The sequence below is a fragment of the Achromobacter xylosoxidans genome (assembly GCF_014490035.1).
GTDB lineage: Bacteria > Pseudomonadota > Gammaproteobacteria > Burkholderiales > Burkholderiaceae_B > Achromobacter > Achromobacter bronchisepticus_A.
The window spans coordinates 2,686,896-2,709,513 of sequence record NZ_CP061008.1; the positions used below are offsets into that span (position 1 = coordinate 2,686,896).

The window sequence follows — 22,618 nt, forward strand, 5'->3', positions numbered from 1 at the left end:
GGACGCGATCTACGCGATGGCGGGCGGCCGCGGCAGCGGCGCGCGGGCCTGCTCGTAGGCTTCGGCCGCCTGCAGCAGCGGCAGGTCGGCGTGGCAAGGGGCAACCAGCTGCAAGCCTATCGGCAGGCCATCCTGGCCCAGGCCGCAAGGCACACTGATGGCTGGGTGGCCGGTCAGGTTGAACAGCATGGTCCACGGATACCAATGGGCGCGGATGTCGCCGTACGGGCGGCCGTCGATGTCCATGGTGTCGAATATGTCCGTGCCCAGCGGCAACGCGGTGCGCGACATGGTCGGCATGGCCAGCAGGTCGGCCTGGCCGAACAGGGCCTGCACCTTGCGGTAGAGCGCGGTGCGGGCAAACATGGCTTCCTGGTATTGCTGGGCGCTGAACGCCGCGGCGGTGGCGATCTGCCGCCGGAAGGTGGGACTGTAGGCGTCGGGTTCGCGTTCTATCAGCGGCAGAAAGCGGGTGCGCCAGACCGTGTGGTTGATGACGCGCCAGATCGGCTCGACATCGAAGCCCGCGCCGTCGAACGGTTCGACTTCCGCGCCCAGATCGGCCAGGCGCGCCAGCGCGGCCTCGAACGCGCCGCGCACGTCGGCGGCCACGGGGCGGCCGGGCGGGGCGAGGCAATAGCGGACGCGCTTGCCGCGCAGCGTCTCGGGACCGGCCGCGGCGTCGGCGTAGTCGACCCTGGGTATGCCCAGCGACCATGGATCGCAGTCATGCGGACCGGCCATGGCCGCCATCATCAAGCGGGTATCGGCCACGGTGCGCGTGGTCGGCGTCACGTAGGTCTGGTTGCCGATGGCGTCCTGCGCCTGGCTGTGCGGGATCGCGCCCAGGCTTTGCTTGAATCCCACCACGCCGTTGCACGCGGCGGGGATGCGGGTGGAGCCGCCGCCGTCGCTGGCCACGGCCAGCGCCGTGATGCCGGCCGCCGTCGCCGCCGCTGCGCCGCCGCTGGAACCGCCGCAGGTGCGTTCCAGGTTCCAGGCGTTGCGGGTATGGCCGAACAGCGGCGAATCCGTCATGGACTTGGAGCCGAACTCCGGCGTCGTGGTCTTGCCGATCAGGACGGCGCCTTGCTGGCGCAGCCGCGCGACAGCCACGGCGTCTTCGGCCGGCACGTTCGCGCTGAACGGCAACGCGCCGAAGGTGGTCCGCACGCCCGCGGTATTGACCAGGTCCTTCACCGTGTAGGGCAGGCCATGCAAGAGGCCGGCAGCATCGCCGCGCATCAGCGCGGCTTCGGCAAGCCGGGCTTCGGCCATGGCCTCTTCCGCGCACAGCGTGATGAAACAGTTCAGGACGGGCTGCAGCCGCTCGGCCCGTTCCAGGGAGGCGCGCACCAGCTCGACCGGAGACACCGCCTTGGTTCGGACCAGGCGCGCGGCCTCGACCGCGCTCAAGTCGCAAAGAGAGTCGCTCATCGAAACCACGTTCCGCCTTATTCGTCGAAGGAAATGCCGGCGGCCTTGACGATGGGGGCCCAGTGCGCGCGTTCGACGCCGATGCGGCGCTTGGCGGCCTGCGCGTCCTGGGGTTCGACCAGGAAGCCCGCGGTCTGCAGTTTTTCCACCAGCGCTGGCCGCTTGCCGGCGGCGACAAAAGCCTGTTCCAGCTGGGCGATCGTGGCGTCCGGCGTGGCCGCGGGCGCGTACACGCCATACCAGCTGGCGGCATGCTGGTACTGCGGGTAGCCCTGTTCCAGCAGCGTCGGCACATTGGGTAGCGTGGGCAGGCGGCGGCTGCCTGCCACGCCCAGGAATTTCACCTTGCCGGCGTTGTACAGCGGCAGCATGCTGGCGACGGCGTCCCAGCCCATCGACACTTCGCCGCCCGCCACGTCCACCAGCATCGGCGCCGCGCCGCGGTAGAGCACGGGCACGACCTCCAGGCCGTTCTGGCCGCCCATTTCTATCGTTCCCAACTGGCCGGGGCTGCCTTGCGTCGCCAGGCCCAGGGTCGCCTTGGCGCGCGCCTGTTTGGCCCATTGCACGTATTCGGCCATGTTCCCGTAGGGTTGGGCGGCGCCCGTGACGGCGCCGGTGGGCACGTCGGCCACCAGGGCGACGGGGCGCAGGTCATGGTCCGGGTCGTATCCCAGCTTCTTGTAGGTCAGCGGAAAGATCACGAACATCGGCGACGAACCCAGGTACAGGGTGAGCCCGTCCGCCTTGGCGCGTTTCACCACGTCGAAACCCAGGCGTCCCGATGCGCCGGGGCGGTTTTCGACGATGACGTTGGCGTAGCCCGCCGCCTGCAATTGTTCGGCATAGGCGCGAGCCACCGCGTCGGCGGCGCCGCCCGCGGCGTAGCCGACCACCAGGCGCACGAGCTTGTCGCCGCTGGCTGGCTCCTGGGCCATCGCGCTGGGTTGCAGGCCCGCCGCGGTCGCGGCGGCAAGGATAAAGGCAAGAAGGCGGGGTCGGGCTGGCAAGGCGGTCTCCTGTTTGCGCTCTATTGCTCCTGAGGCCTGGCCGGCCGCGGATCGGCTCATGGCCACGCGCTATGCCGCTATCATCGGTCCGCAAGGGTTTACCGTATAGTGAATTATTCGACTAAGGGATTGAGAAAATGGTCAAGCCGCAGCCCATCGAGTCGCTGGCTTCGCGCCTGAAGCTGCGGCATTTGCAGATTGCGCTGGCGCTGCGCGATGCGCCGTCGGCCAAGGAGGTGGCCGCCGCCGCGAACGTGAGCGAGTCCGCGGTCTCCAAGACCTTGGCCGAGCTGGAATCGCAGCTGGGTTTCAAGTTGTTCGAGCGCATCGGCAATGCCAAGCGTCCGACGAAAATGGGCCGCCAGATCCTGCCCATGATGGAGGCCGTGGTGGCGCAATCCCGCGGACTGGCCCAGGCCGTTACGGATGTGCGCAGCGGCCGTCTGGGCGACTTGCGCATCGGCGTGGCGACCGACATGGGCAAACTGACTCTTGCGCCCTTGATCCATGCCTTCAACCAGGCGCAGCCCGGCGTCGCGCTCGATGTGCAGGCCGGCGGATACCGCGCCATGGCGGACCTGCTGCTGGACGACAAGCTGGACGCGCTGGTGTGTTACGACACGCCCGAGCTGATAGCGCCTGGCCTGGGACGCTTGCGGCTGGTGCCGCCGCAGCCGCTGGTGGTCGTCGCCAACGCCCGGCTGTCGCCGCTGGCCGCCCGCCGCCGCCTTACGCTGCGCGAGTTGCACGCAGAACCCTGGTGCAAGCCGCGTCCGGGCACGATGATGCACGACAAGCTGACCGCGCTGTTCCTGGGATGCGACCTGGAATTGCCGCCGCGCGGCATCCAGGTGAGCGATCTGCTGCTCACCGATGAATTCGTGCGCACCACGGATTACCTGGTCATGCTGCCGCTGGCGGCGGCACTACGTCTGACCGTCGGGGCCGAGGCGGTCATCCTGCCGGTCGAGCTGGGTGTACAGAACCCGCCTACGGTCCTCGCGTGGCAGCGTGCCGCCGAACGGCAGACGCCGCTGCATCGCTTCCTGCAGTTCTGCGAGGCGCCGCAGGACGGGCGCCCGATGGTCTGAAGCATTGCGTTGGTCAACGCGGGCGCTCGCGGCTCCCGCGACCAGGCCCCGGGGGCGACCGCCGGGGCTTTTTCATGGTCCTTCCGTATTGACCGCCGACGAGCCCCGCATTATTCTTGTTCAAATTACAGGAACATAAGTTCCGTTTTATGGAACAAGCATGAGTATTCTCGATGGCGTCCAGCGCGTGCTGGGGCTGTACGCGGAAGGTGCGTCGGAGCTGAGCTTCACGGAAGTGGCGGCGCGCCTGTCCATGCCCAAGAGCAGCGCGTCGCGCCTGCTCAACCAGATGCAGCACTACGGCTTGCTCGACCAGGACGCCGCCACGCGCCGTTACCGCGCGGGGACCATGCTGGCCCAGGCGGTGCGCGCGGGCATGGCGGCCACGCCGCTGGACGACGCCTGCCGCGCGGTGCTGGCCCGGCTGTCCGACGACAGCGGCCTGACCGCCTATCTCTCCACCCTGAATCAGCGCGAAACCGTGGTGCTGCAGCGCCTGAACGGTTCGCACCCGGTGCAGGTGCTGTCGCCGCCCGGTTCGCGCCGCGCCGCCTCGGGCACGGCCATGGGCCGGGCGCTGCTGTCGCGCCTGAGCGAAACCGAGTTCCAGGCGCTCTACGGCGCCGACGCCGACCAGCCGCTGCCCACCGAAGGCCGCGACTGTCCCGCCACGGTCGGCGAACTGGCCCGCCTGGTCGCGCAGACCCGCGCCGACCATTGCGGCGTGGCCATCGACCAGGCCATGCCGGGCATAGGCGCGGTGGCAGCCGCCGTGCGCGATCCCGCCACCGGCGAACTGCGCGGCCTGTGCCTGTCCTTCGTTTCCTTCCAGGCCGATGCCGCCCGCGTCGCGCGCTTGCGCGAGTCGGTGCTGCGGCAGGTGGGGGCGCTGGGCCGCGAACTGAACGATCCCTATTGGCTGGCCTGAACGCTTTCAGGCCCACAGATGCGTCCGCGCCGCCGGACACCCAGAAAATCCCCTTACGGAAATCCTCCACATGAACCTACTGCTCCTCAGCAATTCCAGCAGCGACGCCGGCTATCTGGTCCACGCGCTGCCCGACATCCGCGAACTGATCGCGTCGCTGCCGCAAGGCGCGCCGGCCGTCTTCGTGCCGTACGCCGGCGTCACGCGCGACTGGGACGACTACACCGCGCTGGTGGCATCGGCGCTGGCGGATACCGGCCTGGCCATCCAGGGGCTGCATCGCGCCGAGGATCCGGTGGCCGCGCTGGAAGGCGCCGCCATCATCATCGTGGGCGGCGGCAACACCTTCAATCTGCTGGGCCAGCTACGCCGACTAGGCCTGCTGGACGTCGTGGCGCGCCGCGTGCGCGAGGGCGCGGCCTACCTGGGCTGGAGCGCCGGCTCCAACCTGAGCTGCCCCAGCATCTGCACCACCAACGACATGCCCATCACGGACCCGCAAGGCTTCGACGCCCTGGACCTGCTGTCGTTCCAGATCAATCCGCACTACACCAATGCCCATCCTCCCGGACATCGCGGCGAAACCCGCGCCCAGCGCCTGGCCGAGTTCTGCGCGCTGAATCCGCGGATGCCCGTGCTGGGCCTGCCGGAAGGCTCCGCGCTGCGCGTGCGCGGCAACCGGATCGACCTGGTCGGCCCGCACGATGCGCCGCTGTTCCTCGGCAACGAAGAGCCGCGCGTGTTCCGTCCGGGCCCCGTGGAGATCCCGGCATGAAGCATGTGATCGACGCCATCGAACTGCTGTCCTCCGCCCACATCACGGGCGAGGCCGTGGCCGAGCAACTGCGCGCGGCGGGCAACTGCGAAGTCGAAGTGACCCGGCTGGAGCGCGACGGCGCGGCCACCGAATTCCTGTCCATCGTCATTCCGGGCCTCGACGAAACCGCGCCGCAACTCGGCATCGTCGGCCGCCTTGGCGGCATCGGCGCGCGTCCGGCGGTCACCGGCCTGGTGTCCGACAGCGACGGCGCGGTGGTCGCGATTGCCGCGGCGTTCAAGCTGATGGCCATGGCGCGCCAAGGCGACGTCATGCCGGGCACGGTGCGCATCCGCACCCACATCTGTCCGCGCGCCGGCACGCGGCCGCATCATCCGGTGCCGATGATGCGTTCGCCGTTCCCGATGCGCGAGATGATGTCGCATGAGGTCGACCCGCGCATGGACGCGATCCTGTCCGTCGACACCACGCGCGGCAACCGCCTGGTCAACAAGCGCGGCGTGGCGCTGACGCCGGTCGCGCGCCAGGGCTATCTGCTGCGCATCCCCGAGACCATGCTGGACGTCATGGGCTGGGTCAGCGGCGAGCTGCCGCTGACCTTGCCGCTGACCACGCAGGACATCACGCCCTACGAAAACGGCCTGCAGCACGTGAACTCGCTGATGCAGCCCACGATCGTCACCGGCGCGCCGGTGGTGGGCGTGGCGCTGACCGCGCAAACCACCGTGCCGGGCTGCGCCACGGGCGTGACCAACGCCGTGGACGCCGACGTCGCCATGCGTTTCTGCATCGAGATCGCCAAGCTCTACGGGCAAGGCGCGATGAGCTTCGTCGACGACAAGGAATGGGCCGCCTTGCAGAGCCGCTACGGTTCGATGGCGCATCTGCAGACCGTGGGCCGCGAAAGCGCGGGCGAGGCATGAGCGCGCAGCCGCGCCGCGTGGCGTTCTTCACCATCGGCCAGTCGCCGCGCAGCGATGTGGTGCCCGAGATGGCGCCGCTCTTGGGCGCGCAGGTGCGCATCGACGAATTCGGCGCGCTCGACGGACTGGATGCCGCCGGCCTGGCCGCGCTCGCGCCCAAGCCGGGCGAATACCGCTTTGCCACCCGCCTGCGAGACGGCTCGCAGATCGAACTGGACGCGGCCGCCGCCGAGGCGCGGCTGGCCGAAGTCATGCGCCAGGCCGACGCCGCGGGCTACGACGTGCTGGTGCCGCTGTGCACCGGCACCGCGATCGCGCCGATGCGCACGCTGGTGGTGGAGCCGCAACAGGTGGTGGACCACCTGGTCGCCGGCCTGGCCGAGCATTGCCGCAAGGTGGGCCTGGTGGTGCCGCTGGAGGCGCAGGTCGACGCCTTCCACATGGTCGTGCCGCTGTCCTGCGAGACCGTGGTCGTGCATGCCTCCCCCTACGAAGCCGACGCGGCCCAGGCCGCGCTCAACTTCGAGCGGGCGGGCCGCGAACTCGCGTCCTGCGACCTGATCGTCATGCATTGCATGGGCTACGCCGAGCGCATGCGCCAGGCCGTGGCGCAGGCCTCCGGCCGGCCGGTGCTGCTGTCCAACCGCATGGTGGCGCAGACGCTGGCGCAAGTATTGGAATAACGCCGCCGAACCCGTCCCGCAACCTTGCCGCGCACACCGATGCGCGGCGCGGCGGGGACAGGCGAGCGGCGAGAGGAGACGAAGCGGGCTTCGTCAATCAATCGTTGGGAGTGTTTTTCATGTTCAGCCGTAATCTGCATCGCGCCGCTGGCGCACTGTTCGCCGTCACAGCCCTGACGGCCGCGCCGGCCTTCGCCGCCGACGCCTGGAAGCCCGTCAAGCCGGTGCGCCTGCTGGTGGGCTTTGCGCCCGGCGGCTCCGCCGACACCTTGGCGCGCCTGTTGGCCGAGCCCCTGTCGCAGCGCCTGGGCCAACCCGTCGTGGTCGAAAACCTGGCTGGCGCCGGCGGCAATATCATGGCCTACCGCCTGGCCCAGTCGCCGGCCGACGGCTACACCATCGGCATCGCCGCCGCCGGGTCCATGGCCATCACCCATGTCCTGAACCCCAAGGGCACGAACTACAAGCCGTCGGACTTCACGCCCATCACGCTGGCCGCGGTGCAGCCCAACGTGGTCATCGTCAACAAGGATGTGCCGGCCAACAACCTGGCCGAACTCAAGGAATATTTCCAGAAGACGCCGACCGCCACCTACGGCACCGCCGGCGTGGGCATTTCCAACCACCTGATCGCCGAGACCATGCTGTACAAGCTGGGCGTGAAGGTGCCGCATGCCGCCTACCGCGGCGCCGCGCCCGTCATCACCGACCTGCTGGGCGGCCACATCGCCATGACGATGGACAACATCTCCACCGCCGCGCCGCTGGCTTCGCAGGGCAAGGTCAAGGCCATCGCGGTGGCCTCGATCAAGCGCGCGCCGCAACTGCCCAACGTGCCGACGCTGGACGAGCAGGGCCTGAAGGGCTTCGACATGCCGACCTGGCAAGGCGTGTTCGCGCCCGCCGGCCTGCCGGCCGACGTGCTGGCCGCCTACTACGCGGCCATGCAGGACGTGCTGAAGCAGCCCGCGCTGGTCGAGAAGATGGCCGGCCTGGGTTCTGAGCCGGTCACCGGCATGACGCCCGAGCAGTTCAGCCAGTTCCTGGAGAAGGACCGCCAGCAATGGGCCGACATCGTCAAGGCGGCCAACATCAGCCTGGAGCAGTAAGCCGGGTTGCCCAACAAAAACCCTCCGGTAACACGGAGGGTTTTTTTCATGGCGCGCGCCGCCGTGCTTGACTCTGAAGCCGCTACAGGCTTTGTCATGGAGCCTTTCCACGATCAGGACAGTCATGAGCGACAGCCATCAGCACGGCGACGTCCGCGCCTTGCCCGAATCCCGCCTCTGGATCGCCTTTGGCCTGACCGGCAGCTTCATGCTGGTGGAGATCGCGGGCGGCATGATCACGGGCAGCCTGGCATTGATTTCCGATGCCATGCACATGATGACCGACGCCATGGCCTTGCTGCTGGCGCTGGTGGCGATACGCGCGGGCCGCAAGGCGGCTGACTTGATGCGTACGTACGGCTACGCCCGCTTCGAGATCCTGGCCGCGGCGGTCAACGCGCTGGTGCTGCTGGGCGTGGCGTTCTACATCCTGTACGAGGCCTACCAGCGCCTGTCGGCGCCGGCGGACATCCAGTCCCTGGGGATGCTGGCGGTCGCCGTGGTCGGGCTGATCGTCAACCTGATCTCGATGCGCATGCTGGCTGGCGCCAAGGACGAAAGCCTGAACGTGAAGGGCGCCTACCTGGAGGTCTGGGCCGACATGCTGGGTTCGATCGGCGTGATCCTCGGCGCCGTGCTCATCTGGTTCACGGGCTGGCGCTGGGTGGATTCGGCGCTGGCGGTCGGCATAGGCTTCATGGTGTTCCCGCGCACCTGGATGCTGCTGCGCGAATGCGTGAACATCCTGCTGGAGGGCGTGCCGCCGGGCATGAGCCTGCAGGCCGTGCGCGAGGCCATCGCCGACACGGCCGGCGTGGTCTCGATTCACGACATACACCTGTGGGCAGTGACGCAGAGCAATCCGATGCTGACGGGCCACGTGGTGCTGGCGGCCGGGGCCGACGGCGAACAGGTGCGCCGCGCCATCGAGAAACGTCTGCAGGCGGATTTCCATCTGCACCATACGACGCTGCAGATGGAGCGCGAGGATCGTTCCTCGCAGGAGCATGTCCACTGACGACGGCCGCATGAGCGGCAAGCCCGCGGCAAAGAAAAACCCCTGTCCGGAAACAGGGGTTGGTCAGCAGCCAGGCCGGAACCGCGGCCTGGCTTTTACTTCGGGAAGCGGGCGGCGATCTCGGCGATCAGGCGCCGCGCCGCGTCCAGCTTGTCGGCGGCGGGCAGGGGATGGGTGCCTTGCTCGTCGAACAGCACCAGTTCGGTGGTGTCCGCGTCCATGACCTTGTGCGCCAGGTTGCCCACCAGCAGCGGTATGCCCTTGCGCGTGCGCTTGGCTTCGGCATGCTCGGCCAGCTTCTCGGTTTCGGCCGCGAAGCCCACGCACCAGGGGCCGTTGGGCAGCTTGGCCACTTCGGCCAGGATGTCCGGATTGGGTTCGAATTCCATCACGGGCGCGCCGCCGCCTTCGCTGGTTTTCTTCAGCTTCTGGTTGCTGACGTTCTTCACGCGCCAGTCGGCCACGGCGGCCACGGCGATGAAAATGTCCGCGTCGGCCGCGCTGGCCATCACGGCGTCGTGCATCTGGCGCGCGGTGGTGACTGACAGCGCGGTGACGCCGCGCGGCACCTGCAGGAAGGTGGCGCCGGTGATCAACGTGACACGGGCGCCGGCTTCGCGCGCGGCGCGCGCCAGCGCGTAGCCGGTCTTGCCCGACGAACGGTTGCTCAGCACGCGCACCGGATCCACGGGTTCGGACGTCGGGCCGGCGGTCAGCAGCACGTGGCGGCCGGCCAGCAGCTTGGGCTGGAAGAAGGCGATCAGGTCGGTCAGCAGTTCATGCGCTTCCAGCATGCGGCCGTCGCCCGTTTCGCCGCAGGCCTGTTCGCCGGCGGACGGACCCAGCACGCTGATGCCGTCGGCGCGCAACTGCGCCACATTGCGCTGCGTGGCCGGGTTGGCCCACATCTCGCGGTTCATGGCGGGCGCGACCAGCAGGGGACAGGCGCGCGCAAGCGCCAGCGTGGACAGCAGGTCGTCGGCCATGCCGTGCGCCAGCTTGGCCATGAAGTCGGCGCTGGCCGGCGCGATCAGCACCGCGTCCGCGCCGCGCGTCAGGTCGATGTGCGCCATGTTGTTGGGCACGCGGGCATCCCAGGCATCCACGAACACCGGACGGCCCGACAGGGCCTGCATCGTGACCGGCGTGATGAAGTGCGTAGCCGCCTCGGTCATCACCACGTCGACGGTGGCGCCTTGTTCGGTCATGCGCCGCACCAGTTCGGCGATTTTGTAGCAGGCGATGCCGCCGGTCAGGCCGAGGACGATGCGTTTGCGGGCGAGGTCGAGCATGAGGGAGGCGGCGGGTTCAGCGCCGTGTAAACGAGGAACGGACAGTGATTTTATTCTGCATTGCGGCATTGCGCCGTTCCCGATGCGTTCAGGGGGCATCAAACAGGACAAAAACCGTGGGAAATGCGGGAGCAAGCCGGGGCATCGCGCCCCGGCCGGGCCGTCTTCAGGCCTGGGTCTTGGCCTTGCGGCCGCGCAGGAGTTCGTCCAGCACCAGCAGCACGGCGCCGCAGGTGATGCCCACGTCCGCCAGATTGAAGGCGGGGAAGTAGGAGTTGTTCCAGTAGAACAGCAGGAAGTCCACCACGTGGCCATAGACCACGCGGTCGATGACGTTGCCGATGGCGCCGCCCAGGATCAGGGTCAGCGCCAGGCTGAAGCGCGGCTGGCCATGGGTGCGGCGCAGGATGATGGTGATGACCACCGCCGCCACGCAGCCCAGGCCGGTGAACAGCCAGCGCTGCCAGCCTTCCTCGGACGCCAGGAAACTGAAGGCGGCGCCGCGGTTGTACATCAGCGTGAAGTCGAAGACCGGCAGCACGTTGACGCGCTCGCCATACTGGAACGAGGTGTTGAAGTAGACCTTGGTCAGCTGGTCCAGCACGATGATGAGCAGTGCCAGCGCCAGCCAGCCGCCCACGCGCGCAGGCGCGGCGCGGGCGGGGGCGGCGGCGCCCGTCACTCCGGGTTCGGAGGGGCGGGCCATGCTCAAGCCTTGTCGCGGGCTTCGCCCGAGCCGAACAGGTTGGACACGCAGCGGCCGCAGATCTCGGGATGGTCCGCGTCCTGGCCCACGTCCAGGCGCCAGTGCCAGCAGCGCTCGCACTTCTTGTGCGTGGACGGCGTGACCTCGATGCGGGTCTCGCCTTCGCCCGCGTGCACCGTGGCGCGCGAGACGATCAGCACGAAGCGCAGGTCGTCGCCCAGGCTGGCCAGCAGTTCCTGGTCGGCGCCGTTGGCGTACAGGTCCACTTCGGCCTGCAGCGAGGAGCCGATGTCGCCGGCCGTGCGCACTTCTTCCAGCTTGCGCTGGACTTCGGCGCGGATGGCGCGCAGGCGCGTCCACTTGGCCGACAGGGCGTCGGCGTCGGCGAACGGCGGCAGGGCGTGGTAGACCTCGGTGAAGATCGTGGTGCGGGCGGCGTCCGCCTGGTTCTTCAAGGCCGAGTTGACCAGTTCCTTCCAGGCTTCTTCGGCAGTGAAGGACAGGATCGGGGCCATCAGCTTGAGCAGCGTCTGCGTGATGTCCAGCAGGGCCGTCTGGGCCGAGCGGCGCGCGCGGCTGTCCACGGCCGAGGTGTACAGGCGGTCCTTCAGGATGTCCAGGTAGAACGCGCCCAGGTCTTCCGAGCAGAACGTCTGCAGGCGCGAGACGGCCGGGTGGAAGTCGTAGCGTTCGTAGTTGGCCTGGACTTCCGCCTGCATCTGCGCGGTCATGGCCAGCGCGTAGCGGTCGATCTCGAAGAGCTCGCCATAGGGCACGGACTGCGTCACGGCGTCGAAATCGGCCAGGTTGGCCAGCAGGAAGCGCAGCGTGTTGCGGATGCGGCGGTAGCCTTCGACCACGCGCTTCAGGATCTCGTCGGAGATGGACAGCTCGCCGGAGTAATCGGTGGAAGCCACCCACAGGCGCAGGATTTCCGCGCCCAGCGAGTCGGACACCTTTTGCGGGGCGATCACGTTGCCCACCGACTTGCTCATCTTGCGGCCCTGGCCGTCCACCACGAAGCCGTGCGTGAGCAGGGCCTTGTAGGGCGGTTGGCCGTAAAGCATGCAGCCGGTCAACAGCGACGAATGGAACCAGCCGCGGTGCTGGTCCGAGCCTTCCAGGTACAGGTCGGCGGGCCAGGCGAGCTCAGCACCGTGCGAGCCGGCGAAGTCGCCGTCCTTGCCGCCCAGCACCGTGGCGTGCGTGCTGCCCGAGTCGAACCACACGTCCAGCGTGTCGCGGTTCTTTTCGTACTGGTCGGCTTCGTCGCCCAGCAGTTCGCGCGGGTCCAGCGTCTGCCAGGCTTCGATGCCGCCTTGCTCGACGCGCTGCGCCACCTGTTCCAGCAATTCGGCGGTGCGCGGGTGCAGCGCGCCGGTTTCCTTGTGCACGAAGAAGGCCATCGGCGTGCCCCATTGCCGCTGGCGCGACAAGGTCCAGTCGGGGCGGTTGGCGATCATGGCGTGCAGGCGGGCGCGGCCCCAGGCTGGGTAGAAGGCGGTGGCGTCGATGCCGGCCAGCGCCGATTCGCGCAGGGTCGGGCCGCCGTCCTTGGGGGCCACGTCCATGCCGGCGAACCACTGGCTGGTGGCGCGGTAGATGATGGGGGTCTTGTGGCGCCAGCAGTGCATGTAGCTGTGCTTGTGCTTTTCCACGTGCATCAGCGCGCCGGCTTCCGTCAGCGCTTCGACGATCTTGGGGTTGGCGTCCCAGATGGACAGGCCGCCGAACAGCGCCAGGCTGTCCACGTACTTGCCGTCGCCCATGACCGGGCTGATGAAATCGGTGTCCTTCATGCCGTGCTCCTTGCACGAGATGAAGTCTTCGATACCGTAGGCCGGCGCCGAGTGCACTACGCCAGTGCCGGAGTCGGCCGTGACGTAGTCGCCCAGGTAGGCGGGCGACTTGCGGTCGTAGGCGGCATTGAACTGCGCCAGCGGGTGGCGGAATTCGATGCCCGACAGCGCCGCGCCCGGGGCCGTGGCGATCACTTCGCCTTCCAGGTTCCAGGCCTTCAGGCAGGCTTCGACGCGTTCCTTGGCGATCAGCAGGAGCGGACCGAACTTGGGAACCGGCGTCACGCGCACCAGCGCGTATTCGATTTCGGGATGCAGGTTCAGCGCCTGGTTGGACGGGATGGTCCAGGGCGTGGTGGTCCAGATGACGATGGCGCCGTCTTCCACCGAGTCCAGGCCGAAGGCGCTGGCCAGCTTGGCGTGCTCGGCGAACGGGAAGGCCACGTCCACCGCCGGGTCGACGCGGTCGGCGTACTCGACCTCGGCTTCGGCCAGGGCCGAGCCGCAGTCGAAACACCAGTTCACGGGCTTCAGGCCGCGGAACACGTAGCCTTTGTCCAGGATGCGGCCCAGCGCGCGGATTTCGTCGGCTTCATTGCTGAAGTTCATCGTCATGTAGGGACGATCCCACTCGCCCAGCACGCCCAGGCGCTTGAAGTCCTTGCGCTGGCGGTCGATCTGCTCGAGCGCGTAGGCGCGGGCCTTGGACTGCACTTCCGCCACGGGCAGGTGCTTGCCGTACTTCTTTTCGATCTGGATTTCGATCGGCATGCCGTGACAGTCCCAGCCCGGCACGTAATGCGCGTCATAGCCGGCCATGTTGCGGCTCTTGACGATGATGTCCTTCAGGATCTTGTTGACCGCGTGGCCGATGTGGATGTCGCCGTTGGCGTAGGGCGGGCCGTCGTGCAGCACGAAGCGCGGCCGGCCGCGGCTGGCGGCGCGGATCGCCTGGTAGACGTGGTTTTCCTCCCACTGCGAAATCCAGGCGGGCTCGCGCTTGGCAAGGTCGCCCCGCATGGGGAAGGAGGTATCGGGCAGGTTGAGGGTCTTTTTATAGTCCATGAACGGCAAAATAGGCGCGCGCGTTTCGCGCGTCTTCGGCGATGGCGGCAGTCAGGGAAGGGAGGTCAGGAAATTTTTCTTCGTCCCGCAGCTTTTGCAGGAATTCGACGCGTACGAGTTTACCGTAAGCGTCGACAGTCTCGTCGAGCAGGTGCGACTCCAGCAGCACGCGGCCGCGGTCTTCGACCGTGGGGCGCACGCCCAGGCTGGCGACCGCCGGCAGCGGCCGCTCGGCCAGGCCGTAGACCTGCACCACGTAAATGCCCGAGCGCGCGGCGCAGCGCTCCGCCACCCGCAGGTTCATGGTGGGAAAGCCCAGCGTGCGGCCCAGCTTCTGGCCGTGGATCACGTGGCCGCTGATGTGGTACGGGTGGCCCAGCAGGTGGCGGGCGCGTTCCAGGTCGCCCACCGCCAGCGCGGTGCGCACCTCGGAACTGGATATCCGGTGCCCTTGCTGGTCGGTCACGTCGGCCAGGGTCTGCACCTCGAAGCCATGGCGCAGGCCGGCCTCGCGCAGCAGGTCGATGTCGCCGCTGCGCTTGTGGCCGAAGCGGAAGTCTTCGCCCACCAGCAGCCATTTGGCGTGCAGGCCCTGGACCAGCAATTGTTCGATGAAGGCATTGGCCGACATTTCAGCCAGACGGGCGTTGAAACGCTCCACCGCGACCTGGCTGATGCCGTAACGCGCCAGCGCCGCCAGCTTGTCGCGCAAACCCGAAATCCGGGTGGGTGCGAGCTCAGGGCGTTGGTTGAGGGTGGCGAAATACTCCCGCGGATGCGGCTCGAAGGTCATCACGGCGGGCGTCAGGTTGCGGTCGCGCGCGACTTGGCAGACGCGCGCCAGCATGGCCTGGTGTCCGCGGTGGACGCCGTCGAAATTGCCGATCGTCAGCGCGCAAGGGGCGCGCCGGTCGGGCGGGGGCAGGGATCGGTAGATGCGCAGCGATGGTTTCACGAGCGAGAGTTTACAATTTTGGATTCCGGGTTTGTTCCTGTCCTTACTTGCCGCGCGTCCAGGCTGTCGCCGCGCGCGGGATTGCGTAGGGCGGACGGGCCCGATTTCCCTTGGAATTCCTTATCTTGCCGGAAATATCTACCACCAAGCGCCGCATCGTCATCCTGATCTCGGGACGCGGCAGCAATATGCAGGCGCTGTCCGAGGCCTGCCGCAATGAAGGCTGGCCGGCCGAAGTCGCCGCCGTCATCGCCAGCAAGCCCGACGCCGCCGGCCTGGAGTGGGCGGCCCAGCAGGGCATCCCCACCGGCGCGCTGTACCACAAGGACTACGCCAGCCGCGAAGCCTTCGACGCCGCGCTGGCCGCCGAAATCGACCGCTACGAACCCGATTACGTCATCCTGGCGGGCTTCATGCGCGTGCTGACCCCGGGCTTCGTCAATCACTACGCCGGCCGGCTGGTCAACATCCACCCGTCGCTGCTGCCGGCGTTTCCCGGGCTGCACACGCACGCCCAGGCCCTGGCGACCGGGGTGCGCGTGCACGGCTGCACCGTGCACTTCGTCACGCCGGTGCTGGACCACGGCCCCATCATCGCCCAGGGCTGCGTGCCGGTCCTGGCGGGCGATACGCCCGAATCCCTGGCCGAGCGCGTGCTGGCGGTCGAACACCGGGCTTTTCCGGCGGCGGTGCGCTGGCTGGCCGAAGGCCGGGTTACCCTGACCAGCGACCATCGCGTCAACGTGCAGGGCGATCCCGATCGCCTTTTCGCCTGGTCGCCGGCCGCCTGAGCGGCCCCGAATCGAATTTTTCGGGCGGAAGCCCTCCGCCCCACTGGAATACACCATGACCAAACCCCAATCCCCGCGTTCCCGTCCGGCAGGCGCCGCCAGGGCCGCGTCCGAAGGCCGCGACGGTCGGTCCTTCTTCTCGCGCCCCAAGGGCGACGCGCGCGCGCCGATCGCACGCGACAGCGCCCGTGACGACCGTTCCGGCGGCAGCCGCGACGAGCGCTCGGGCGGTCGCCCGACGCCGCGCCCGTCCTACGACGCGCCGCGCGGCGAAGGCCGTGGCGGCGAACGCGGCTCCTACGGTTCGGACCGCCGCGAAGGCCGTCCGAGCCCGCGTCCGTCCTTCGACCCGGCGCGCGGCGAAGGCCGTGGCGGCGAACGCGCTTCCTATGGTTCGGAACGCCGTGAAGGCCGTCCGGGTCAGCGTCCGTCGTACGACGCCCCGCGCGGCGAAGGCCGTGGCGGCGAACGCGCTTCCCATGGCTCGGAACGTCGTGAAGGCCGCCCGGGCCAGCGTCCGTCCTACGACGCCCCGCGCGGCGAAGGCCGTGGCGGCGAGCGCGCTTCCTATGGTTCGGAACGTCGTGAAGGCCGTCCGGGTCAGCGTCCGTCGTACGACGCCCCGCGCGGCGAAGGCCGTGGCGGCGAGCGCGCTTCCTATGGTTCGGAACGCCGCGAAGGTCGTCCCGGCCCGCGTCCGTCCTATGACGCTCCGCGCGGCGAAGGCCGTGGCGGCGAACGCGCTTCCTATGGTTCGGAACGCCGTGAAGGCCGCCCGGGCCAACGTCCGTCGTACGACGCCCCGCGCGGCGAAGGCCGTGGCGGCGAGCGCGCCTCCTATGGTTCGGAACGCCGTGAAGGCCGCCCGGACTCGCGTCCGTCCTATGACGCTCCGCGCGGCGAAGGCCGTGGCGGCGAGCGCGCCTCCTATGGTTCGGATCGTCGTGATGGCCGCTCGGACTCGCGTCCGTCTTATGGCTCGCCGCGAGGCGATGATCGCGGCGGCGAGCGCGGCCAGTATGGCGGCCCGCGCGGCGGCGGCAGCGACGGCGGCCAGGACCGTCCGCCCAAACCTCAATTCAACCGCCCGCGCCAATCGCACGCGGCGATCCGCATCGACCAGGTCCAGCGCGTCCTGGGCGAAATCCTGCAATGGACCTATCCGGCCGACGCGGCCCTGTCGCACTGGCTGCGCAACCATCCGAATCTGGGCGCGCGCGATCGCTCCGAGGTCGCCGAGGCCGTCTACGACGTGCTGCGCCATCTGCGCCGCTACCGCCAGTTCGGCGAAAGCGGCGTCGGTCCCGCTTCGCGCCGCCTGGCCATCCTGGGACTGGCCGCGACGCTGGGCGCCGAGGCGCTGGCCGAAGGCATGGACGCCGGCGAAGCCGAATGGCTGCAGCGCGTGTCGCAGATCGACCTGGCGACCCTGCCGCGCGCCGTGCGCGGCAGCATCCCTGACTGGCTGGACGAACGCCTGGGCGCCATGGACAGCCCGGAAACGCTGATCGAGGCGTTGAACCGCCAGGCCAGCCTGGACCTGCGCGTCAACCCGCTGAAGGTCGAGCGCGACGCCATGCTGGCCGAATTGCAGCAGGGCGCCGGCCGCTACGAGCCTGTCGCCATGCCTTATTCGCCCTGGGGCATCCGCATGGAAGGCCGTCCGGCCATCAATCGCTGGCCGCAGTTCGAGAACGGCAGCATCGAAGTCCAGGACGAGGGCAGCCAGTTGCTGGCGCTGCTGGTGGCGCCGCGCCGCGGCGAAATGATCATCGATTTCTGCGCCGGCGCGGGCGGCAAGACGCTGCTGCTGGGCGCGCTGATGCGCTCCACCGGCCGCCTGTACGCGTTCGACGTGTCCGCGGCCCGCCTGCAGCGCGCCAAGCCGCGCTTTGCGCGCAGCGGCCTGTCCAACGTGGTGCCGGTGGTCATCGACAGCGAAAACGACGCCCGCGTCAAGCGTCTGGCCGGCAAGGCCCAGCGCGTGCTGGTCGACGCCCCTTGCAGCGGCATCGGTACCCTGCGCCGCAATCCGGACCTGAAATGGCGCCAGCACCCCGAGGCGCTGGCCGAACTGGGCCAGCTGCAGGAACGCATTCTCAACAGCGCGGCGCGTTGCGTTGCTCCGGGCGGCCGCCTGGTGTACGCCACCTGCAGCCTGCTGGCCGAGGAAAACGAGGTCCAGGCCGAGCGTTTCCTCGCCAGCCATCCCGATTTCGAGCGCCTGGACGCCGCCGAGATCCTGGCCGCGCGCTGTGAAAACCTGAAGCTGGACGGCCCCTACGTGCAGCTGCGCCCCGACGTGCACGGCACCGACGGCTTTTTCGCCGCGGTATTCGAGCGCAAGAAGAAGGGCGCGGCGACCGCGGCCGAAGTAGCCTCGGAAGCGGATGAGGCTGCGGCTGAAGCAACGTCCGAGGACGACGCGGCCGGTCCGCAGGACCAGCCGGCCTGATCGGGGGCGCCGGGTCAGGGACCCGGCGTCACCACCACCGTGGCGCTGTAGCGCCGCGTGCCCAGGGTCTTGTTCTGGTATTTCACTTCCCAGGCCAGGCTGTCATTGCCCGCCTGGTCAGCCTGGTAGACCACCTGGGACACCGGCACGGTCTGGTAGGCGCAACGCCCGGCATCGCTGGACTGGCCCCGCGTCTGCATGATGTTGGCCTTGCCCAGGCGCGGCGTCATGGTGAGCGACACGCGCGGCGCGCGCAGCGCCAGGCAGTCCGATCCGCGGATCTCGTAGTACGAGGCCAGCACGGCGACGTCGCCTGATTTCAGCGTTTGCGCGGAAACGGCGGCGGGCAGGGCGGTTCCCAGCGCAGCCAGGGCGTAAAAAAATTGGGGACGGATTTTTTTCAGCAACATCAGTGGGACAAAAGAGACAGTTTGGTCGGTAAAGCACCCGCAGTGTGCGCCAGCCGCAAGTCCGCTTCAAGACCGGACGCCAAGCTGACAGGAACTTTAACGGTGAAATCGAGCCCAAACCTTGCGCCTTCGCGTATGCCCCCCACCTATCCTGGGGAGGACGGCCCTAGCGCCGCGTGCCGCAAGGCTCGGCCTCGCAACCTGCGTTTTTGGTTGCGAGAGTGGCTTTTTGCCCTGAAAAACCGGGGCTTAGTCCTTGATTTCGCTCAAAAACTATTTTGAAACTACCTTGTCATAAGTCAGCCAAGGTAAGCTAAACTCCAGGCACTTCTCTAGCGAGGCTCCTTACAGCTTTATGGATTACATCCTTTCCTTCATTGCCGGCGGTCTGACCCAAGCCACTTGGTGGCAGGTTGTCGTGTTCACTTTGGTTGTGACGCACATCACGATTGTGTCGGTCACGGTCTTTCTCCATCGCAGCCAAGCGCACCGTGGTCTGGATCTGCATCCGGCGGTCATGCACTTCTTCCGTTTCTGGCTCTGGATGACGACCGGCATGGTCACCAAGGAATGGGTGGCCATTCACCGCAAGCACCACGCCAAGTGCGAAAAGGAAGGCGATCCCCATTCGCCCATCCTGTTCGGCATCTGGAAGGTGCTGTTCCGCGGCGCGGAACTGTACCGCGAAGAATCGAACAACAAGGAAACCATGGCCAAGTTCGGCCACGGCACGCCTGACGACTGGCTCGAGCGCAACGTCTACAGCAAGCACAGCCTGTGGGGCGTGCTGACCATGCTCGCCATCGACATCGCCCTGTTCGGCGCCATCGGCGTCACCGTGTGGGCCGTGCAGATGGCCTGGATCCCCTTCTGGGCCGCCGGCGTCGTCAACGGCATCGGCCACTACTGGGGCTACCGCAACTACAACAGCCCGGACACCAGCACCAACGTGTTCCCCTGGGGCATCGTGATCGGCGGCGAAGAGCTGCACAACAACCATCACGCCCACGGCACGTCGGCCAAGTTCTCGGCCAAGTGGTACGAGTTCGACATCGGCTGGTGCTACATCAACATCCTGAAGTTCTTCGGCCTGGCCAAGATCAAGAAGGTTGCGCCCAAGCTGAAGCTGGACGACAGCAAGACCGGCATCGACCTGCGCACCCTGCAGGGCGTGATCACGCACCGCTACGAAGTCATGGCCCGCTATGCGGACGTGATCAAGAGCGCCGCCCGTGAAGAGCTGGCCAAGCTGAAGGATTCGCGCAACAAGGACAGCGCCGAGTGCGACTGGACCAAGCTGCACAGCGTGCGCCGCGCCATCCACCGCAACGAGGACATCCTCCAGCCCGAACAGGTCGCCGCCGTGGATCAAGCCATTGCCCGCAACAAGTCGCTGGCCACGCTGGTGCAGATGCGCCGCGAACTCGGCCGCATCTGGGAAAGCTCCAGCGCCAGCAGCGAACAGCTTCTTCATGACCTGCAGGCCTGGTGCCAGCGCGCCCAGCAAAGCGGCATCGCCGGGCTCGAGCAATTCGCTCAACGTCTGCGCCGCTACGCGGCATGATGCTAGAGAAGCTCAATCCTGAACAACGCGCCGCAGTAACGTTAGAACCGCAGCACGCCCTGGTCCTGGCCGGGGCGGGCAGCGGCAAGACCCGGGTGCTCACCACCCGCATGGCCTGGCTGATTCAAACCGGCCAGGCCTCGCCTTTTGGGCTGCTGGCGGTCACGTTCACCAACAAGGCGGCGCGCGAAATGCTTGCGCGCATGTCGGCCATCCTGCCGATCGATACGCGCGGCCTGTGGATCGGCACCTTCCACGGTCTGTGCAACCGCATGCTGCGCGCGCATCACCGCGATGCCGGCCTGCCGCAAAGCTTCCAGATCCTGGACGTCACCGACCAGCTCGCGGCGATCAAGCGCCTGATGAAGGCCAACGGCGTCGACGACGAAAAGTATCCTCCCCGCGATGTGCAGCGCTTCATCAACGGCGCCAAGGAAGAGGGCCTGCGTCCCGCCGACGTGGAAGCCTATGACGCCCATCGCCGCCGCCTGATCGAGATCTACCAGCTCTACGAGGCCCAGTGCCTGCGCGAGGGCGTGGTGGACTTCGCCGAGCTGCTGCTGCGCGCCTACGAACTGCTGTCGCGCAATGCGCCGGTGCGCGAGCACTATCAGCGCCGTTTCCGCCATATCCTGGTCGACGAGTTCCAGGACACCAACACGCTGCAGTACAAGTGGCTGCGCCTGTTGGCCGGCGGCGGCGCCGCGATCTTCGCGGTGGGCGACGACGACCAGTCGATTTATGCCTTCCGCGGCGCCAACGTCGGCAACATGGCCGACTTCGAGCGCGACTATGCGCGCGGCACCGTGATCCGCCTGGAGCAGAACTACCGTTCCTTCGGCCACATCCTGGATTCGGCCAACGCGCTGATCGGCCACAACACCGGCCGCCTGGGCAAGAATCTCTGGACCGAGCAAGGCGACGGCGAGCCGGTGCGCGTCATCGAGCAGCCCTCCGACGGCATGGAAGCGCAGTGGATCGTGGACGAAATCCGTTCGCTGATCCGCGAAGGCAGCCTGCGCCGCGAGATCGCCGTGCTCTACCGCAGCAACGCGCAGTCGCGCGTGCTGGAACACGCCATCTTTTCCGCCGGCATTCCCTATAAGGTGTACGGCGGTTTGCGCTTTTTCGAGCGCCAGGAAATCAAGCACGCGCTGGCCTACCTGCGCCTGATGGCCAACCCGCACGACGACACCTCGTGGATGCGGGTCGTCAACTTTCCCACGCGCGGCATCGGCGCGCGCACGCTGGAGCAATTGGGCGACGCCGCGCGCGCGCACGACACCAGCCTGTACGCGGCCGTGGCCCTGGTGCCCGGCAAGGGCGGCTCCAACCTGGCGCAGTTCGCGCAACTCATCCATCGCCTGATCGAAGAGACCCGCGACCTGCCGCTGCCGGAAATGGTTGAGCATATGCTCGAGGCCAGCGGCCTGAACGCGCATTACAAGGCCGAACGCGAAGGCGCGGAGCGCCTGGAAAACCTGAGCGAACTGGTCACCGCCGCGGCGGTGTTCGCGTCCGAGGAAAACTACGACGGCATGCCTGCCGGCGTGGTGCCCGAACAGGACACGGCCTCCACGCTGAACGCGGGCGTGGTCGACGCGCCGGTCGTGGCGTCCGACGGTCTGACCCCGCTGGCGGCATTCTTGTCGCACGCAGCGCTGGAAGCGGGCGACAACCAGGCCCAGCAAGGCCAGGACGCCGTCCAGCTCATGACCGTGCACGCCGCCAAGGGCTTGGAGTTCGACGCGGTTTTTATCACCGGCCTGGAAGAGGGGCTGTTCCCGCACGAGAACAGCGTCCTGGAAGCTTCCGGACTGGAAGAAGAGCGCCGCCTCATGTACGTGGCCATCACGCGCGCGCGCCAGCGTCTGTACATCAGCCTGGCGCAAAGCCGGATGCTGCACGGCCAGACGCGCTACGCGATGCGTTCGCGCTTCCTGGAAGAAATCCCCGAACAGCACCTGAAGTGGCTGTCGCCCAAGGCCGGCCTGGCCCAGGTCGGCGGCACGGGCGCTGGCTGGGGCGGCGGCAATCGCGGCGACGCTTTCGGCCGCAAGCCCACCAATACCATTGCGCCGCGTCAAGCCCGCAGCGTCACCACCGGCGTCACGGTGGGCGACAAGCAGTATCGTGTAGGTCAGGGCGTGCACCACGCGCGGTTCGGCGAGGGCACGATCATCGGCTTGAGCGGAGCAGGGCAGGACGCCCAGGCTGAAATCCAGTTCCGCGACGTGGGCGCCAAGACCTTGGCGCTGGGCATCGCCAAACTCGACATTGTTCAGGGTTGATACTCATGGCCGACAACGATACTTCCAAAGCCGAGTTGGCGTCGCTGCGCGCCGAGGTCGATGAAATCGACCAGCAGATCATGCTGCTGCTGGGCGTGCGGTTCCGCTGCACGGACATGATCGGCGAGCTCAAGCGCGAGCTGGGCATGGACCTGGTGGATCCCAAGCGCGAGGAGCAGCAGGTCGCGCGCATCCGCCGCCTGGCGCAAGAGGCGGGCGTGCCGCCCGCGCTTGCCGAAACCATCCTGCGCGAAGTGATCGACACCGTGGTCGACCACCACACCCGCCTGCGCGAGCGCCCCTACTCGTAATG

General features: G+C 67.9%; 19 protein-coding genes. 12 read left to right on the forward strand and 7 right to left on the reverse strand.

The window, feature by feature from the left end:
• Positions 1 to 9: 9 nt before the first annotated feature.
• The gene (locus tag IAG39_RS12600) at positions 10 to 1,437 is read right to left on the reverse strand and encodes an amidase (RefSeq protein ID WP_118932846.1); all 1,428 of its coding nucleotides are present in this window, start codon (positions 1,435 to 1,437) and stop codon (positions 10 to 12) included.
• Positions 1,438 to 1,454: 17 nt separating this feature from the next.
• Positions 1,455 to 2,447, reverse strand: coding sequence for a Bug family tripartite tricarboxylate transporter substrate binding protein (locus IAG39_RS12605; protein ID WP_118932847.1), 993 nt, complete (start codon positions 2,445 to 2,447; stop codon positions 1,455 to 1,457).
• A gap of 137 nt (positions 2,448 to 2,584) precedes the next feature.
• Between IAG39_RS12605 and IAG39_RS12610 the strand changes: the two genes are divergently transcribed.
• The 7 genes from IAG39_RS12610 (at position 2,585) to IAG39_RS12640 (ending at position 8,977) form a co-directional block, all read left to right on the forward strand.
• Positions 2,585 to 3,538: a LysR family transcriptional regulator gene (locus IAG39_RS12610; RefSeq protein WP_118932848.1), complete on the forward strand. Its 954-nt coding sequence runs from the start codon at positions 2,585 to 2,587 to the stop codon at positions 3,536 to 3,538.
• Between the two features lie 160 nt (positions 3,539 to 3,698).
• The gene (locus IAG39_RS12615; RefSeq protein ID WP_118932849.1) at positions 3,699 to 4,466 is read left to right on the forward strand and encodes an IclR family transcriptional regulator; all 768 of its coding nucleotides are present in this window, start codon (positions 3,699 to 3,701) and stop codon (positions 4,464 to 4,466) included.
• 70 nt (positions 4,467 to 4,536) lie between these two features.
• Positions 4,537 to 5,241, forward strand: coding sequence for a dipeptidase PepE (gene pepE, locus IAG39_RS12620; RefSeq protein WP_118932850.1), 705 nt, complete (start codon positions 4,537 to 4,539; stop codon positions 5,239 to 5,241).
• Positions 5,238 to 6,167: a DUF1177 domain-containing protein gene (locus tag IAG39_RS12625; RefSeq protein WP_059380492.1), complete on the forward strand. Its 930-nt coding sequence runs from the start codon at positions 5,238 to 5,240 to the stop codon at positions 6,165 to 6,167. The genes pepE and IAG39_RS12625 overlap by 4 nt, the downstream gene beginning before the upstream one ends.
• On the forward strand, positions 6,164 to 6,850 hold the full coding sequence (locus IAG39_RS12630; protein WP_118932851.1) for an AroM family protein: 687 nt from the start codon (positions 6,164 to 6,166) through the stop codon (positions 6,848 to 6,850). The genes IAG39_RS12625 and IAG39_RS12630 overlap by 4 nt, the downstream gene beginning before the upstream one ends.
• A 119-nt stretch (positions 6,851 to 6,969) precedes the next feature.
• Positions 6,970 to 7,959 (forward strand): Bug family tripartite tricarboxylate transporter substrate binding protein, encoded by a 990-nt coding sequence (locus IAG39_RS12635; protein WP_059380503.1) that lies wholly within the window; start codon positions 6,970 to 6,972, stop codon positions 7,957 to 7,959.
• A gap of 124 nt (positions 7,960 to 8,083) precedes the next feature.
• Positions 8,084 to 8,977, forward strand: coding sequence for a cation diffusion facilitator family transporter (locus tag IAG39_RS12640; protein ID WP_118932852.1), 894 nt, complete (start codon positions 8,084 to 8,086; stop codon positions 8,975 to 8,977).
• Between the two features lie 95 nt (positions 8,978 to 9,072).
• Here the strand turns inward: IAG39_RS12640 and coaBC are convergent, their stop codons facing one another.
• From coaBC to IAG39_RS12660, 4 genes are all read right to left on the reverse strand, one after another.
• On the reverse strand, positions 9,073 to 10,269 hold the full coding sequence (gene coaBC / locus IAG39_RS12645) for a bifunctional phosphopantothenoylcysteine decarboxylase/phosphopantothenate--cysteine ligase CoaBC (protein WP_059380495.1): 1,197 nt from the start codon (positions 10,267 to 10,269) through the stop codon (positions 9,073 to 9,075).
• Between the two features lie 166 nt (positions 10,270 to 10,435).
• Positions 10,436 to 10,975 carry a signal peptidase II gene (lspA, locus tag IAG39_RS12650; RefSeq protein WP_059380496.1) on the reverse strand — a complete coding sequence of 180 codons (540 nt, stop codon included), beginning with the start codon at positions 10,973 to 10,975 and terminating at the stop codon, positions 10,436 to 10,438.
• 2 nt (positions 10,976 to 10,977) lie between these two features.
• Positions 10,978 to 13,839: an isoleucine--tRNA ligase gene (gene ileS / locus IAG39_RS12655; protein ID WP_118932853.1), complete on the reverse strand. Its 2,862-nt coding sequence runs from the start codon at positions 13,837 to 13,839 to the stop codon at positions 10,978 to 10,980.
• Positions 13,829 to 14,794: a bifunctional riboflavin kinase/FAD synthetase gene (locus IAG39_RS12660; RefSeq protein WP_118932854.1), complete on the reverse strand. Its 966-nt coding sequence runs from the start codon at positions 14,792 to 14,794 to the stop codon at positions 13,829 to 13,831. Before IAG39_RS12660 ends, ileS begins: the two co-directional genes overlap by 11 nt.
• 134 nt (positions 14,795 to 14,928) lie before the next feature.
• Between IAG39_RS12660 and purN the strand changes: the two genes are divergently transcribed.
• Positions 14,929 to 15,585, forward strand: a complete 657-nt coding sequence (gene purN / locus IAG39_RS12665; RefSeq protein ID WP_118932857.1) for a phosphoribosylglycinamide formyltransferase — start codon at positions 14,929 to 14,931, stop codon at positions 15,583 to 15,585.
• A 1,114-nt stretch (positions 15,586 to 16,699) separates the two neighbouring features.
• Positions 16,700 to 18,040 (forward strand): RsmB/NOP family class I SAM-dependent RNA methyltransferase, encoded by a 1,341-nt coding sequence (locus IAG39_RS31725; RefSeq protein WP_118935084.1) that lies wholly within the window; start codon positions 16,700 to 16,702, stop codon positions 18,038 to 18,040.
• A gap of 14 nt (positions 18,041 to 18,054) precedes the next feature.
• Here the strand turns inward: IAG39_RS31725 and IAG39_RS12675 are convergent, their stop codons facing one another.
• Complete coding sequence (locus IAG39_RS12675) at positions 18,055 to 18,450, reverse strand: hypothetical protein (protein WP_118935080.1); 396 nt, start codon at positions 18,448 to 18,450, stop codon at positions 18,055 to 18,057.
• A gap of 355 nt (positions 18,451 to 18,805) precedes the next feature.
• Between IAG39_RS12675 and IAG39_RS12680 the strand changes: the two genes are divergently transcribed.
• From IAG39_RS12680 to IAG39_RS12690, 3 genes are read left to right on the forward strand one after another with little or no spacing between them, the layout of a single operon-like run.
• Positions 18,806 to 20,014: a fatty acid desaturase gene (locus tag IAG39_RS12680; RefSeq protein WP_054456025.1), complete on the forward strand. Its 1,209-nt coding sequence runs from the start codon at positions 18,806 to 18,808 to the stop codon at positions 20,012 to 20,014.
• Positions 20,011 to 22,305: a UvrD-helicase domain-containing protein gene (locus tag IAG39_RS12685; protein WP_059373632.1), complete on the forward strand. Its 2,295-nt coding sequence runs from the start codon at positions 20,011 to 20,013 to the stop codon at positions 22,303 to 22,305. The genes IAG39_RS12680 and IAG39_RS12685 overlap by 4 nt, the downstream gene beginning before the upstream one ends.
• Before the next feature lie 5 nt (positions 22,306 to 22,310).
• Positions 22,311 to 22,616, forward strand: a complete 306-nt coding sequence (locus IAG39_RS12690) for a chorismate mutase (RefSeq protein ID WP_118935078.1) — start codon at positions 22,311 to 22,313, stop codon at positions 22,614 to 22,616.
• The last annotated feature ends 2 nt before the right edge of the window (positions 22,617 to 22,618 follow it).